General features: G+C 51.2%; 16 protein-coding genes. 15 read left to right on the plus strand and 1 reads right to left on the minus strand.

Annotation, left to right across the window (positions count from 1 at the left end; translation table 11 throughout):
• The first annotated feature begins 67 nt into the window (after positions 1 to 67).
• The 3 genes from AC3WP7_RS18550 (at position 68) to AC3WP7_RS18560 (ending at position 2,144) form a co-directional block, all read left to right on the plus strand.
• Positions 68 to 1,327, plus strand: coding sequence for a tyrosine-type recombinase/integrase (locus AC3WP7_RS18550; protein ID WP_102592683.1), 1,260 nt, complete (start codon positions 68 to 70; stop codon positions 1,325 to 1,327).
• On the plus strand, positions 1,328 to 1,819 hold the full coding sequence (locus AC3WP7_RS18555) for a hypothetical protein (protein ID WP_102592684.1): 492 nt from the start codon (positions 1,328 to 1,330) through the stop codon (positions 1,817 to 1,819).
• A gap of 127 nt (positions 1,820 to 1,946) precedes the next feature.
• Complete coding sequence (locus tag AC3WP7_RS18560) at positions 1,947 to 2,144, plus strand: AlpA family phage regulatory protein (RefSeq protein WP_102592703.1); 198 nt, start codon at positions 1,947 to 1,949, stop codon at positions 2,142 to 2,144.
• Positions 2,145 to 2,343: 199 nt separating this feature from the next.
• On the opposite strand, the gene AC3WP7_RS18565 is transcribed toward AC3WP7_RS18560, so the two are convergent.
• On the minus strand, positions 2,344 to 4,914 hold the full coding sequence (locus AC3WP7_RS18565) for an AAA family ATPase (RefSeq protein ID WP_102592685.1): 2,571 nt from the start codon (positions 4,912 to 4,914) through the stop codon (positions 2,344 to 2,346).
• An 868-nt stretch (positions 4,915 to 5,782) separates the two neighbouring features.
• On the opposite strand from AC3WP7_RS18565, the gene AC3WP7_RS18570 reads away from it, so the two are divergent.
• The 12 genes from AC3WP7_RS18570 (at position 5,783) to AC3WP7_RS18625 (ending at position 13,922) form a co-directional block, all read left to right on the plus strand.
• The gene (locus AC3WP7_RS18570; RefSeq protein WP_102592686.1) at positions 5,783 to 6,445 is read left to right on the plus strand and encodes a tyrosine-type recombinase/integrase; all 663 of its coding nucleotides are present in this window, start codon (positions 5,783 to 5,785) and stop codon (positions 6,443 to 6,445) included.
• Positions 6,446 to 6,470: 25 nt separating this feature from the next.
• Positions 6,471 to 7,787, plus strand: a complete 1,317-nt coding sequence (locus tag AC3WP7_RS18575) for an AAA family ATPase (protein WP_102592687.1) — start codon at positions 6,471 to 6,473, stop codon at positions 7,785 to 7,787.
• Positions 7,784 to 8,245: a hypothetical protein gene (locus AC3WP7_RS18580; protein ID WP_102592688.1), complete on the plus strand. Its 462-nt coding sequence runs from the start codon at positions 7,784 to 7,786 to the stop codon at positions 8,243 to 8,245. The genes AC3WP7_RS18575 and AC3WP7_RS18580 overlap by 4 nt, the downstream gene beginning before the upstream one ends.
• A gap of 124 nt (positions 8,246 to 8,369) precedes the next feature.
• On the plus strand, positions 8,370 to 9,467 hold the full coding sequence (locus AC3WP7_RS18585) for a DUF4238 domain-containing protein (protein ID WP_102592689.1): 1,098 nt from the start codon (positions 8,370 to 8,372) through the stop codon (positions 9,465 to 9,467).
• Positions 9,468 to 9,919: 452 nt separating this feature from the next.
• Positions 9,920 to 10,513: a DUF2513 domain-containing protein gene (locus tag AC3WP7_RS18590; protein ID WP_102592691.1), complete on the plus strand. Its 594-nt coding sequence runs from the start codon at positions 9,920 to 9,922 to the stop codon at positions 10,511 to 10,513.
• A 101-nt stretch (positions 10,514 to 10,614) separates the two neighbouring features.
• Positions 10,615 to 10,974 carry a hypothetical protein gene (locus AC3WP7_RS18595; RefSeq protein WP_102592692.1) on the plus strand — a complete coding sequence of 120 codons (360 nt, stop codon included), beginning with the start codon at positions 10,615 to 10,617 and terminating at the stop codon, positions 10,972 to 10,974.
• A 25-nt stretch (positions 10,975 to 10,999) separates the two neighbouring features.
• Positions 11,000 to 11,278, plus strand: a complete 279-nt coding sequence (locus tag AC3WP7_RS18600; protein ID WP_102592693.1) for a hypothetical protein — start codon at positions 11,000 to 11,002, stop codon at positions 11,276 to 11,278.
• 103 nt (positions 11,279 to 11,381) lie between these two features.
• A complete protein-coding gene (locus AC3WP7_RS18605) occupies positions 11,382 to 11,711 on the plus strand; it encodes a hypothetical protein (RefSeq protein ID WP_102592694.1) in 330 nt (109 codons plus the stop codon).
• A 246-nt stretch (positions 11,712 to 11,957) separates the two neighbouring features.
• Complete coding sequence (locus AC3WP7_RS18610; RefSeq protein ID WP_256579968.1) at positions 11,958 to 12,602, plus strand: hypothetical protein; 645 nt, start codon at positions 11,958 to 11,960, stop codon at positions 12,600 to 12,602.
• A gap of 225 nt (positions 12,603 to 12,827) precedes the next feature.
• Complete coding sequence (locus AC3WP7_RS18615; RefSeq protein WP_102592695.1) at positions 12,828 to 13,160, plus strand: hypothetical protein; 333 nt, start codon at positions 12,828 to 12,830, stop codon at positions 13,158 to 13,160.
• A gap of 119 nt (positions 13,161 to 13,279) precedes the next feature.
• Positions 13,280 to 13,537 carry a hypothetical protein gene (locus AC3WP7_RS18620; protein WP_102592696.1) on the plus strand — a complete coding sequence of 86 codons (258 nt, stop codon included), beginning with the start codon at positions 13,280 to 13,282 and terminating at the stop codon, positions 13,535 to 13,537.
• Between the two features lie 169 nt (positions 13,538 to 13,706).
• Positions 13,707 to 13,922, plus strand: a complete 216-nt coding sequence (locus AC3WP7_RS18625; protein ID WP_146012704.1) for a hypothetical protein — start codon at positions 13,707 to 13,709, stop codon at positions 13,920 to 13,922.
• The last annotated feature ends 27 nt before the right edge of the window (positions 13,923 to 13,949 follow it).

Consider the following 13,949-nt stretch of genomic DNA (forward strand, 5'->3'; position numbering starts at 1 on the left):
ACAAAAGCCAGCTTCTAAAGTATGGGCTGGAGTGTGGGCTGGAAGGATAGCCTATACGGAGATATGCATGAGCAAGCTGACCGTCAAAGCCATCGAGAAACTCATTAGAGCAGGCTCCAAGAGCTTGACCTCGGATGGCAACGGCTTGTACTTCAAGGTTGGGGTAACGGGCGGCACCAGTTGGATTTTCCGCTACAAATTCAACAAGTCCTCCACCGACATGGGATTAGGCGGATACCCTTCGGTTTCGTTGCCTGATGCGCGCGGTAAAGCTTCGGACGCACGAAAGCTACTTGCCAATGGCATCAATCCAAAAGCAGCACGCGATTCTGAGCGTGAGCGCCTGAGCAGTGAACGTCGTGCCGAGGATGCCAAGCGGGTTTTTTTCGAGCAGATGGCCAATGAGTATGCAGAGGCTCACGGTCCTGGCTGGTCTGATAAGTGGCGAAGGGGCTGGCTACGCAAGTTGGAGCTGTATGCCTTCGACATACTCGGAAAACTGCCAGTAGGCGAGATTGAGACCGACCATGTAGTGAGAGTGCTGCAACCGATTTGGCTCACCAAGACCCGGACTGCTGATGAGGTTCGAGGACAAATCGAGCTGGTCTTGGATGCAGCTAAAGCACGCAGCCTCCGGCAAGGTGAAAACCCAGCCCGCTGGCGCGGACACTTGGACAAGCTGTTAAGCCGAGTTGAAAAGAAAAAGGCTCGGATACGAGAGCATTTCCCTGCCATGAGTTGGCAAGAGGTGCCTACTCTTATGGCCAGACTTGCCGAAATCGAATTCCGCGCCGCAGTGGCGACTCGTTTGCTGATCTTGACGGCATCTCGTGCTCATATGGTGCAGGCTGCCAGATGGTCGGAGTTCAACCTGCAAACCGGTATTTGGACCTTGCCTGCCGAGCGCATGAAAATGAGAAAAGCGTTCAGCATTCCACTGGCACCAGAGGTCGTGACTATGCTGGAGGCTCTGCCGCGTATCGAGGAAAGTAACTTTCTTTTCCCCGGTCGTGGAGCAAGTGGAGTCATGCACGCTAACGCCATTCGTAATTTATTACATGACATGGGACATGCAGACATTACCCGTCACGGCTTTCGCAGTTCGTTCCGTGATTGGGCTGGGGAATGCACTCACCATCCGCGCGAGGTCTGTGAATTAGCTCTCGCTCATGATGAGCGAGACCAGACCGAAGGCGCCTACTCGCGCTCAGACCTATTCAACAAGCGTCGGTTACTGATGGAGGCTTGGGCGACGTTTGCTACCACTCCGGCCCTCGGCAACGTTATTCACCTTGAGCTAAAGCAGGCTCAGCAAGGAGCAGGCTGAATGGATAGCGAGGCGGTTGTCGGGCTGCTTTTAACGTTTGCGCCAGCACATGTCTTGGACGCGCTTGAACTCTCCAGTGATAACGCTGTGGATTGGGTGAGCGACTTGGATCGGTGGGGCGAATTTCATCGTATTGAGACTGCTGCGTTGGCTCTCTATTACAGTGCGATTAAAGGTTCTCACCGAGCCAAATACGAAGGTACGGTGCAAGTGAGCTTGAATCTTATCCACTGCTTGGTGCAGTTGACGAGAGCAGAAGAGTTCGGTTCGGCTGAGGATTTGCTCAGTGAATTGGCCGAGGAACGGAAGGCCATCGCCTTGGATAAGAAACGCGCCACGGTTGCGAAGAATAGATCGAGAAAATCAGTGCCCACATGGCATGAGGAGGCGCTTGAGCTGGCTGCGAAAAAGCTCCCCGCTTCGGTAATTGCTACGCGTCTTGAAAAGTCTGCGTCTCAGGTAAGAAAGGTTCTGAACAAAGCCAAAAAATAAATACGCGCATTATCTTAACGTGCGCGTTTGCATGCGTAGCTTTCACCGCCATGACGTCCATTGACCGCCAGTAAGGCGTAAGGGTTTAGCAGTGAAACAGATCGAACGAGACCTCCTGGCTGTGTCCATGTCGCGCAGCGCCCGCCGTATCATGCGTCTTGCCGAAACTGAGCAGATGAGCGGTTTTCGACGCAGTCACATCTATGCACTAATGAAGGAAGGGATGTTTCCCCAGGCCAAGCGCATCGGAAGGCGGGCGGTGGGTTGGGATTCTCTCGAAGTGGAGCAATGGATTGCTGAAAGGCTTGATGTCGAAATGCGTTGAAGCATGGTAATAAAGCCTAATGTTTCCATCCGAATCTCGTCAGCATGTGGCACCGTGATGCTTTCGGCCAGCAGCAGCCGGTGGCGTACGACAGAAAACGCCCAAGTCGTCATCTGCGAACGGTTGATCCGTTAATCGTGTTTATTGCGCCGTTCGCCAGGCGGCGCAATCAGATGATTGTTCTGCGTGGTTTCTGAATTTAAGCTGCCTTTTTCCTTCGGTCTTCCAAGTCATCTCGCCACTGCTTGAGCGATTCAATGTCGGCTTTCAGTTCGGGCTCTTCTGGAGCTTGTACCGGCATCTCATCAGACTGGCTGTGCTCATAGCAGCTGTATTTGGTCATCAGCTCGTCAATTTTTTGAAGATCCTCACGGGTGATCCCGAGAAGGGCAGGCAGACGACCATCTGTGGAAATGCCGCGCCGATGGCGTACGACGATTTTAAACAGAAGGTCATCTTCAACCGACCTTTCGATTAATTTTCTGAAATCGCTACAGATACCTTGAGCTAACGCATGGTAAGCAGCTGCACCTGAATCTTCGCCCGCTTTCTTGGCGTCCCTGACGCGAGTCAGCAGGATGTTATTTGCGGTCTTCGTCGAGCTATTCCACACTGCTTGATCAGCAGGGTGTCCTGATGCTCCACCAAAGGACTCGATGCACATTTGCTGGAAGTTATCCTTCTTCCAAGAATCACCAACTTTCTTGGCAACGTCATCCATCGCTCCGTAAAGCGAAAGCCTGTGCGTAAAAATAAGGACCTGCCTTTGTTTAGCCAATTCAGCTAAGCGGCATGCGACTTTCCATTCGAAATCATGATCTAACGACGAGATTGGGTCATCGAAAATGAAAGGGGCGACACCTGGTTTATCGGTAACGTCCGCCAGGAAAGCTGCAAGGGATATGATCCTACGCTCACCTTCGCTCAACACTTTGTCAGGCGAGTGATCACCATTTTTGAGAGCTTTTAGTTTGAGCTGATGAAGCACTCTACCCCGAGTGGTTCTGGTCTTTATCAACTCAACCTGAATTCGGGTGGCACCTAGGGCGCGCAGCTCATCATTGAAGCGCTTGACGTACAACTCGGTAACCACGCTTTCGGAGATTTCGGTTGCCTTGTTAGAGATACGACGAGAACTTGCACTAGTCTTCAGCTTGTCGAGCAGCTTGTAGTCCTTGAGCCTCTGTTGTTCCTTCCTGACTGCTTCACTTTGCTGTGAAACCCATTGGCTAGCTTCCAATGCCGTTTTATCAGCGACAGCTTTCGGCCTGTCGAACTGAAGCGCATCTTGATCGAATTGGTCTGCTTCCAAAGTCAGCTGCTGCGCGAATTGTTCAAGTACAAGGAGATTCGCGGCTACATCGGGGACGTTACCCGCCAAGCATGACTGCTCGTGATCCAGTAGGGCTTTCCTCGATTCTCCGATACTTCTCCAAAAGCCCCACACTGCTGCCATCCACTCAGGCGTGGTCAAAGCTGCCGCAGTGCACTGAGTCTGTACTTCGGCCTCCGTCGGGCTGTTAGGAAGCGTACGGAGAGTTTCGCTGTACGTTTGCTCAGCAGACTTTGCATCTGTTTCCAGGCGGCTTTGTACAAACAGCTCGAAATCGTTGAGTCGATCTTGGGCTTCAGCCGATAGTTCTTGATGGCAGAGCACGCAGCGCCCGTCCACGGTCACTGGATAATGCTGGTCTGGATACGGCGTTTGGGAATATGCGCGAGCCGCCTCCCACATTGCTTTCCATGTCGGCGTACCGACGCCTTCTAGAATCGCTGATTTGGCCTGCGCGCCTTCAATCGCAATACGTCGTTTGTCACGGGCGTTTGATCGTTGAGTGCGGACAGTTTGGATCTGCTCAGCGCCGAACGCCGCCACGGCTATCTTGATGCTTTTGACGATATTGGTTACTTGGACGCAGGTGTCGCGCTTCTGTTTCGCAAGCGATGAGGGATCACTGGTCTTCAGTCGTTCATTGAGCGCTTCTAAGCTACCTGCGTTCTCTGGAGTCCAGCGTAAAAGATTATCGACAGCTGATGGTGCCAGCGTGCTAAGGCCTTGATAGCTCCTGCCGACGCTCGTGTCTTTGAGAGTAGCGGGGATAGCCGGGAGCTGGCTCACAAGCTGATCTTGCTCAGCCTGCAAGGTGTCCCTAACCGAATCAGTCGCATTGGCCAGCTTCTCAAACAAACCCATGATGGGCGGGCTGTACGTGGCTGCGCTTTCGCTTTTTAGGTAATGGAGCGCCTCTTCACTATCGAAGATGTCTATCTCCCGCAACTGTTCAATCGCGGGGTGGGTGATATGCCATTCAACGCTTTCCGATGACTGATCCAGTTCAAAGCTGAGGGTGCATTTGCTGGAAGCTGGAGCCGCTTGGAAAACGTTTGGTTTGAGATCACTGGCGCGAGCTTTACCTGTCGCTTTTTTCAGAATCCTCGTGTAACAGGACTTGCCAGAGCCATTATGCCCGTAGATAACCGTTAAATTGCCGGTGCCGAAGTCTAAAGGCGCCCTGGGACCAAGGCTCTCAATTCCTGTGACGTCTGCAATGCTTCGCAATCGGAGCACAGAGCCAGCTGGAGCGTGCGTTAGCTCATCGAATGTTCGATGTTTCGAGACCGCCTGCCCTGACGGCGTTTTTAACAGTGCGGCAATCTGGGAAATGTCATCCTGGGTGAGATCACCATTTTTAAGCAGCCGATCAGCAGCCTCCTGAAGCCAGTCCGGCTGCTCAAGTAGCCAGATGCGTACCTGTCCCTGCGCGTCCATACGATTCCCTTCTGATTATAAGCAAGGAGACGCTAGCAGAGTGCCATTAGCTAAGCAATTTAGCGCGCGCTTTTAAAATTGCAGTCTTCGCGCTGCGCCCATGATGTGCGTCTGGCTTACGCAGTTGCTGCCGCACAGGTGGGCGTTCGTTTAACTACGCAAGGCGTGTTCGCCGGACGCTTACAGAAAACGGCCATACGCGGTCGTTCAACCTCGAGTTGCTAGCGGCTGGACAGTACACTTCCGATGTTAACGACTACACACCTGAGCCGATCTTTTTTCAGCAACACCATTGCCCTTTCAACTGAATTTTCCGTGACCTTTTTAGCTTGCAATGCAGTTGCTGGTCGGCAGTGCCCTGAACGCGTAAGCTGGGTCGAAGCAGCGAGGCAGTCCGCCTTGCTCACAGCAGGGGATTCTCTATGCAAGACTCATGGTGTTCACCTATTTGGGATGGCACTCAATGGCTATCCGGTGCCGCTGCCCGTGAATATCGCCTCCGCCTGGCAGGTGGTGTCGAAACAGTCATCCGCAATGCCTCTACCAATGCTGCCGAAATCGCTACACGGGAAGCTTTGGAGACGATTAACGGCGTCAGCGCTGCCGTAACTAATCCGAAATCCAATGTGGTGCCGGTGACTAGGCCCGCTGCTCGTCGCAGGACGCGTAAAAGCAGCACTGACAAGGCACGGGAGAAACAGTAATTTGAGCTTGCTAAACAAAGCCCGCCCGGTTTCCCAGGCGGGCTTTTTTATGTCTGTGCCGTTTTCCGTGAACACCATGTACATCGAGCAGGCGGCGCTGTCCCAGGCATTGTTGATAACGTACTGTGTCAGGATTGATGGTAAAACAGCATTTAGAGTGAAGTGTGCCTAAGGCGATTGTTATTGAAGATGAGCAGCTTGAACACGCTGTGAGAGTCGCCAAAGTGAGCAGCCAAGAGAACGGCTATCGTGATACGGCGCTGCTGCTTACATGCTTTGGCACCGGCATGACGGTGACGGAGATTTGCCGTGTTCACGTGAGCGACTACCTCACCGAATCCGGCGCTGTGCTGATCGACTCTCAGGTGCGGGCCGAAATCGCCTACAGCCATCGTTTTAGGCCGTTGTGCTGGACCAGCAAGAAATTGACCAATGCCATAGACGCGCACCTTGCAGAACGCGTCGCACGCGGTCACGGCGTTTCGACAAGGGTGATGGCTTTCCGTGGCCTTGATCCTGAGTCGCCATTATTCGTGTCCGGTCGCACGGGCGAAGGTTTGAAAATCAGCGCGCAGCGCCGAGACGGCAAGACCTACTACAGCGCTAACCAGCTCAGCCGGCTGTATACGCGCCTGTTCGGCCTTGCTGGGATCGAGGGGGCAAGTGCGCAGTCAGGGCGACGGACGCTTGCGGTCAAGCTCAAACGCCGCGGCATCGATCTGAGGCACATCAGCGAGATACTGGGCATAGAAAGTTTGGAAGCGGTCAAAAAGCTCTGTGCCGGAGATCCTGCGCGCTTGGGCGACATTGTACGGAGAATAATTTAATGACGCTTACACGGGCATCAAAAGTATGTTGATTTCAATTGAACTGAAAAACTTCAAGAGCTACGAGAGGGCTAGCCTGCCGTTGTCGGCTATGACCTTTTTGATCGGCGCCAATGCCTCCGGCAAGAGCAATGTGCTTGAGGCTATCCGACTTCTTAACTGGCTGGCCAAAGGGAGTCGTCTTGATGACATCACACGATCTATTCAAAGTGGGGATGCGGTGGTCCGAGGGCAAGCAAACGACCTGCTACGCGACCCTCTTGCAAGCTTCAGTCTTGGAGGTCGATTCGAGGGCATGCCGCAAAGCTGGGACCATTTTGAAATCTCGATTGGTCTTGTAGCCGATCAACTGGTCGTTACGGCAGAAAGCGTTGTGAAGCAGGGTGAAGCAGTACCTCTATATCAAATAGACGGTCTGCCTAACTCCCATACTGACGAGATCAGAGTTGCATACAATAATTTCAAGCGTGGGAAGAATAAGCCCCATATCCCTTGTTCAAACCGGCAAGCCATTTTTTATCAACTTGAAACGCCTGGTCGATTCGAGTCGGGCCATCAGGAATCACAGCGAGTAATTCCCGCTGTGACAAAAGCTATACGCGAAACCTTGCGTAATGTGGTGTTTCTTGATCCGCGCCCTGCGCTGATGCGTGACTATGCATATGTGAAAGACGACCTTATTAAAGAGGACGGCAGCAATCTTTCAGCCGTGCTATATCAGATTTCCCAAACCTCGGAACACAAGGCAAAGCTGCTTGCGTTCATCAAGTCTTTGCCCGAACAAGACATCACTGATATCGAGTTCATCAAGACTGATCGCAACGATGTAATGGTTCGACTGGTGGAGTCCTTCGGTCAGAAAAGCAGGAAAGTAGATGCCCCTTTGCTCTCCGACGGAACGCTTCGCGTACTGGCTATTGGTGCAGCTCTATTGACTGCTCCTGCGGGAGCGCTGGTGGTAATCGAAGAAATAGACAATGGCGTTCACCCTAGCAGGGCGGAAACCCTAGTAAAGCAACTCCAAGCCATCGCTGCAGAGAGGGAGCTGCGGGTTTTACTTACATCACACAACCCGGCGCTCATGGACGCATTGCCTGATGGTGCGTTGGCTGATGTGGTTGCGTGTTATCGCGACCCGGAAGAGGGCGATAGCCGTTTGATACGTCTAGGTGACTTAGACCGATACCCTGAATTGGTGGCACAAGGTCCGCTAGGGCAACTCATGACGCGGCGGGTTCTTGATCGATTTTTAAAAGACAGTACCACCGAGGAGGAGCGTAAGGCTCAGGCACTGGACTGGTTGGCGGGGCTTCGCCAAAGCACACAAGGAGGAAAGGAATGACGGCTGTTTGTTTGATCGACACCTCCATTTTCGTAGAAATCCTTAATGTGCCTATGAAGGCCCAACGACACCTTGAGACGCTCCAGCAGTTAGAGCAGCGCATACACGGAAGGGAGTCGCTGTTTTTGCCGATGGCCACAATACTTGAAACTGGTAATCACATCGGGCAAAACGGTGACGGTGTCATGCGACGTAGCTGTGCAGAAAATTTTGTTCAGCAGGTTAAGGCCGCATTAGCGGGACGTTCCCCATTCAAGGCCATCAGCTTCTTGCAGGAGGATGAGATGCACGCTTGGTTATTAGAATTTCCGGAACACGCAATGCGTGGCAGTGGGCTCGGTGACCTATCCATTATTCATGACTGGCAGCGTCTTTGCTCACTGAATCCGGCAAGACGAGTTTATATCTGGTCTGCTGATAATCATCTTAATGCATTCGACCAAGCCCCTCGACTGTAATGTCCATGAATAATTGCTGTACCGCCCGGGCCCAGGACATGCTGGGCAGCAGTAAAGGCAGGCAATTCCACGCCCAAGATCGATCAGGGGAAACTCCGTCAAAAGAGTCTCTATAAGGGGTAAAATGGCGTCTAATAAGAACCAGCATTATGTACCAAGATGTTATTTTCGGCCGTTCACCCTCGGGGGGCAGAACGCGTCAATCAGTATCTACAATATCGACAGACATAAATTTATTAAGGCGGCACCAGTTAAAAATCAATGCTCAGGTGACTATTTCTATGGGAAGGATGAGCAACTCGAAGCTGCGATTCAATCTGTTGAACAAGCATATGGTCAAGTATTGCAAAGAGTTTTAACCTCTAATGCGAAGGTCTCAAGTGAATATCTTGATGTGCTGAAGATATTCTGGGTTTTCCAATATGTGCGTACGGAGGGGGCAAGTAGAAGATCTGCACAGATGTTTGATGAAACCTTCAGTGCTATTCATGAAGATATTAATTTTTCGTTGGAGATAAAAGAGGCGGTCCAGGCGGCTATGCGGACGTTTGCGGAGTCCATGCATCTTGTTTCAGATTTGAAGGTTTGTCTCATTAGGAACGCTACGAAGGTACCGTTTGTGACGTCCGATGATCCTGCAATATTAACTAACAGATGGCAACTGGAGGATAAACGTACGAGAGCAGGTCCACTTGGGCTCAAGCAGGCAGGTGCTATTCTTCTACTTCCATTGTCACCAAAAATTATGTGCATAGCATATGACACCAGTGTGTACACTGTCGCAAATACTGAGGGTTGGCTGACCGTTAGGAAATCAGGTGATATTGAAATACTGAACCAATTTCAGCTTCTCAACTGCCGCGCTAATATTTTTTTAGGTGACGAGGCTTATGCACCTGAGTTGGGTAACTTCGTAACGAGATTTGAACATCGTCGCCTTGCCACAAGACACCGTGTTACTTACGCAGTTTTTGATGGTGAACAGGTCGGAAATCATAAGCGATACCGAGTGGTCCCACCCTCAGAGTTTCCGCTATACGATGACGGAATCATGCATGCTGAGACAGTTTCGCCCATTCCATCAGCTTGGCCAAGCTTCCTTCAAAAGCGACATAAAGGTTACGCATTTTATAACGGCACGGGCGCCGGATATGTTCGTTCTGTACACGCTGTTCCTGTTAGCGATGATCGTCCTTTCATAAAAATTTCCGTGTATGGGTGATTCGCCGCAGACTGTACGAAATAGACCCAAAAGTGCACGAGGTATTAATTGCTGGCTGTTACCTACCAGGGCGACAAGTCAACCCTTCCACCATTAGCTCCACCAACAACGGAAACGGAGAGAAAAATATGTCACTTATGATAGACGCTGAACCGCTATTGGAACTGCTAGCTGTCGTAGATTCCGCCAATCAGCCTCGCTATGCCTTGGTCAAGGCTTATCGCGAACTACCTACGCCGGTAACTCCCGCACAAACAGAGCAGTTTCACACCGAGTACCAGAAGGCTAGCACCGAGTGGGCAAATGCCTGCGGCGCCCTCACTTTCGCTTTCGGTGCGGAGGTTTCGAAAGCTAAAGCAAAAAATCAGTAATTGACAGGGTATAAGTCCCAAGTGCGAGCCTAGGCATTAGAAGGATGCGATTTTTTAGTCCGATCAGCGGGAGGGAATTTAATGCGTAGAGATATGGATCTAATCCGAGCCATCGTTCTAAAGCTGGAAGCATGGGACAAAACGCCTAGCGCCATCTTTATAGTGACAGACCTCGAAAATGACTTTCCTATCGATGGTTATACGTCTGATGAAATTTTGTACCACTATCAGTTGATCGCTGAAAAAGGTTGGGTAGACACCGCCGGAGGAAGCAAAAGTTATCGAAGTTTTACCTTCCGAAGTCTCACGTCGGATGGGCACGATTTCGCGGATTCTGTTCGTGACGACAAAGTTTGGTCCATGACTCGGGACGGTGCACTCAAGGCTGGAGCTTTCTCTATGGATTTGTTGGGCCAGCTCGCCAAAGGTTTGAAAAAAAACAGCTCGAAAACTACACGGGCATTTCGCTTGGATAGGAGTTTCGCGATGAGTGCAGACAAGCCAGATTCAGCAAAGGTTAATGGCGAAGTCATCGACTTGTGGGTTCGCAGAGCCGGATCCTCGTTTCAGGTTCGAGATACGTTTCGGAATCGCTCATTCACTGGTAAAGGCGGCTCGACATCAGCGGCAAAGGCCGATTGGATCAATCAAGCCGTGTACGAAGCCAATAGGTAGGAAAAATCGCCCAGGTACGCACCAAGCCCAGCCCTAAAAAGCTGGGCCGAGGCAGTAGAGGGCACCGCATCGGCGTCCACCTAATCGAAGGAATGATGATCATGATCGAACCGTGGGAAAAAAGCCGGACCCCAAAACTGAAGAACCTCCTGAAGCAGCTCGCAGATCACACCCCCTCTAATCCGGATGACGACCCTAATCTGACAGGGGAAGAATTCCTATCTGCAACAGATGATAAAACCCGTGAGCTTGTCGGACAAATCGTCGATCACAGCCAAGTAGCCCTTTTCGACAATGCTGGGCGAAAGCAGGGACAGTCCTGTGCAGCAATCACTCGCGCAGGGAATCGCGTGTCAGTGGTCGGTGACCCTAATGACGAAGACGATAGAAACAAGACCACCCTTCAAATAGAAACGGAGCATGGCGTACTGACCCTTGATTCGCCGTTGGTTGGGCGTTGAGCGTCCACGAACAACGGAAAAAATCATGAGCAGTGACAAAAACGAGCACAAAATCACTTTGCCCCCCGGCTCTCGATTTCGCCGACAGGCTGGTCCGTATGACTTAGATACCGGCCGTCCGCGTTACGCCGTTCAGGTAATCGCGCCGGATGAGCAGTCGAGACGCGAGGTCGAGGACAACTCACAGTTCATGGGCACTCCTGGCAAGCACTTTTATGTGTGGGATATCAAGAACGGTTCGACTTGGCCTGTTTTCCTGACCCTGACAGTGGATGGAGTGGCGGTAGGCAAGGACAACGACTGACGAACTGTTCGAGGAAACTGCTCAGCTGCACCCCAAGCCCCGGCCTAAAAAATCGGGGCCGAGGACGTAGCAGAGTCCTTTCCCCATAGGCAGGCGTTTCAAGATGCAGCACGTAGGCGATTTAATTGTTACCGAGACCCAAGAGACTTCTGGTCAAGTTACTGGCACCACTTACGTGCGTGCTGGAGGGGTTCTGATTGCGCGTGGACAGCTATCAGGCGGGTTAATTATCGAAGCCGGCGGCCACGCCATCGTCTACGGCCAGGTGTCTCGCAACGTGTTGAATCATGGGGTGCTTGAACTGCTAGGCCAGGTTTCAGGCAAGGTTATTGGGAATCAGCCTATCAACCCAGTAAAGCCGGTCCAAATCGTCGGTAGTGATCTTGAGGTTCCGTTTCGTGGCAAGGCCACCTCATGGACGTATACCGGCTAGTTCGAGGAAAAAGATTCCATGCTCCTTGTATACCTGATAACTACAGCTTGCTATAGCGGTTGTCGTGAGGCGGATTTTGGAGATGCACAGCATCCGTTTCGGTCAATGGAAGATTGTGTAGCTGAGATGACTCAACGGCGGCAGGCTAAACCCCCTCTTGGTAGTCGAAACCGGCCAGTTTATCTCTATGAATGCAGGTCCAACGACGGGCAATATGTAAAGCTTCCCAAGCGTTAGGAAAGAGCGATGAAGAAGCTGTTGAAAGCTGACAATGCCCCCTCGTGCATTGACATCGATTTGAGCACGTTGAAATGGCGAAAAAACTTGCCAGAGATTGACCTTGGGCTAGCAGATTACCCACCCCTCTTAAGACATATTCTCAATGGCAATGAATACGGGCCACTCATGAACGGGCCCGATGTCGCTAGACATAGAAATGAGTGGCGTACTTTTATCAGTGATCTGGCCGCTTATGTGCCTACAAACTCAGTGCTTCTAGATCGGTTTCATACCCAATGGCATGTCGGACACCACCACATCCGAGCGCTTGTTGATGACGATGACCTGTTAATGGACATGCTCTGGAAGTGGTTACCTCGATACAACGGACCTGAGCTACTCCTCTATCGTGGAGAAAATTTAGATAGATTCGAACTCGGAAGAATTGGTACCGCTTGGAGTGATAAAGAGAGTGTAGCCAAGATGTTTGCCAGTGGGTTGAACGCTGAAGGACGAGGCGGTGTGATCTTGGAAACTATTGGAACTGCGAAATCAATAATCGCCGGCCCATCAGCTCACAGCATCTATTTGCAAGAGTATGAGTACACCCTCGACAGGCGCAGATTGAGCACCGTCAGTGTCAAATGCCATTTTGCCCCACGACGAGGTTAGCTAGTGAGCATCACCCACCTCAAAGCAATCAACACACTGTGCTACGTGCGGACAGGACGATAAGAAAAATCCGCTCATAACGCTTTGCACAATCAAAAACGAATGAGGCTCTATGAATAGCATTGATCTTGAAGCACTTAAGTGCATCCACAAGCACCGCCAGTCGGGGCTAAGCCAGTGAAAGGACGCCTATCTCGCGTCCACTAAATCGAAGGAATGATCACCATGGCAAAGAAAGTTACTGTGAAAAGCGGTACGGTTTATACCACCCTCGGTGCTGCTCAAGCTTACTTCGACGCCTTACGGGAGGGGACGGCTATTGAGGGCAAACTCTCAGATCCTGATCGGTCTGATGTGCTCGACATATACCATCGGTATTGCCAACTCGATAGCTGGGCTGGAGAGGTAAAAGATACAGTAGATGTGGTTGCTGTCTGGGACAACAGACAACGTGGACGAGGTCAATACGCCCAAACGAAAACCTTCGCAGTTGTTTCCGAGTCTGGCGAACGATCCATTTTTAGCATTGGTAAAGCGTTGGCCAAAATAGCGGTCTGATCAGTAAACCCAGTAATCACGGAAACCGCACCAGGTACACCCAGGTCCCGGCCTAAAAACCGGGGCGGAGGACATAGAAGAAGTCCGATTTCAAACAAACCAATCGAAGGATCAGCATGATGGAAAATCTGAATTCACCAGAGCATGTTCAGTATTTGGTAGACGGGACAGTCGTAGAGATCGGAGAGGCCAAAACTGAGATGGATGCTGAAAAGGCGGCTTCGCATATGAAGGGTTATATCTCAGCACTGCGTTACAGCAATGTGATTGATCATGCGCTGTTCAAGCCATCGGATGATAAGTTGGACAGAGCACTTGTTGACTGGCATCGAAAAAACGACGCTCTGCCTTCCGAGCGGGAGGATACCGACGTTTAAGGCGAGGAATAATCACGGAAAACGCTCAGTTGTTTGCGTTTATTCAACTCCTACTCAGACGGGGTTGGATCAACGGCATCGAACGATAGGAAGTACGAGAACAACCGGCTGTAAAGTACAGCCGGATGAGCAAGTTCATCAGATTTTCAACGATTCGTGGAGAATGATAATGCTTTGGAAAAAACTCCGACCTCATGCTAATCACTATCACTATGTTGCAGTTCTAGAGGCAGAGGAAGTAGACAATGGGAATATGCTTTACGGCCAAAGAGAGTTTCGTCTAAAGCTGGCCGATGGTACGACCGTTAAGCACACCTTTGAGGTAGAAGAATATCAGCAATGGTGGTCCTCCTTTTTGAAAGGCGGCCAAGTTGTTAACCCGTAGGAAAATTCCGCTGCACACCACGGCCCT

It is taken from the genome of Pseudomonas sp. FW305-3-2-15-C-LB1, assembly GCF_058787615.1.

Excerpts from the sequence above, each read along its gene's own strand:
- AC3WP7_RS18620 (WP_102592696.1), top strand. The coding sequence starts at position 13,280 with ATGGAAAATCTGAATTCACCAGAGCATGTTCAGTATTTGGTAGACGGG.
- AC3WP7_RS18580 (WP_102592688.1), top strand. The coding sequence starts at position 7,784 with ATGACGGCTGTTTGTTTGATCGACACCTCCATTTTCGTAGAAATCCTT.
- AC3WP7_RS18585 (WP_102592689.1), top strand. The coding sequence starts at position 8,370 with ATGGCGTCTAATAAGAACCAGCATTATGTACCAAGATGTTATTTTCGG.
- AC3WP7_RS18560 (WP_102592703.1), top strand. The coding sequence starts at position 1,947 with ATGTCGCGCAGCGCCCGCCGTATCATGCGTCTTGCCGAAACTGAGCAG.
- AC3WP7_RS18625 (WP_146012704.1), top strand. The coding sequence starts at position 13,707 with ATGCTTTGGAAAAAACTCCGACCTCATGCTAATCACTATCACTATGTT.
- AC3WP7_RS18550 (WP_102592683.1), top strand. The coding sequence starts at position 68 with ATGAGCAAGCTGACCGTCAAAGCCATCGAGAAACTCATTAGAGCAGGC.
- AC3WP7_RS18600 (WP_102592693.1), top strand. The coding sequence starts at position 11,000 with ATGAGCAGTGACAAAAACGAGCACAAAATCACTTTGCCCCCCGGCTCT.
- AC3WP7_RS18605 (WP_102592694.1), top strand. The coding sequence starts at position 11,382 with ATGCAGCACGTAGGCGATTTAATTGTTACCGAGACCCAAGAGACTTCT.
- AC3WP7_RS18590 (WP_102592691.1), top strand. The coding sequence starts at position 9,920 with ATGCGTAGAGATATGGATCTAATCCGAGCCATCGTTCTAAAGCTGGAA.
- AC3WP7_RS18595 (WP_102592692.1), top strand. The coding sequence starts at position 10,615 with ATGATCGAACCGTGGGAAAAAAGCCGGACCCCAAAACTGAAGAACCTC.
- AC3WP7_RS18555 (WP_102592684.1), top strand. The coding sequence starts at position 1,328 with ATGGATAGCGAGGCGGTTGTCGGGCTGCTTTTAACGTTTGCGCCAGCA.
- AC3WP7_RS18615 (WP_102592695.1), top strand. The coding sequence starts at position 12,828 with ATGGCAAAGAAAGTTACTGTGAAAAGCGGTACGGTTTATACCACCCTC.
- AC3WP7_RS18575 (WP_102592687.1), top strand. The coding sequence starts at position 6,471 with ATGTTGATTTCAATTGAACTGAAAAACTTCAAGAGCTACGAGAGGGCT.
- AC3WP7_RS18565 (WP_102592685.1), bottom strand. The coding sequence starts at position 4,914 with ATGGACGCGCAGGGACAGGTACGCATCTGGCTACTTGAGCAGCCGGAC.
- AC3WP7_RS18610 (WP_256579968.1), top strand. The coding sequence starts at position 11,958 with ATGAAGAAGCTGTTGAAAGCTGACAATGCCCCCTCGTGCATTGACATC.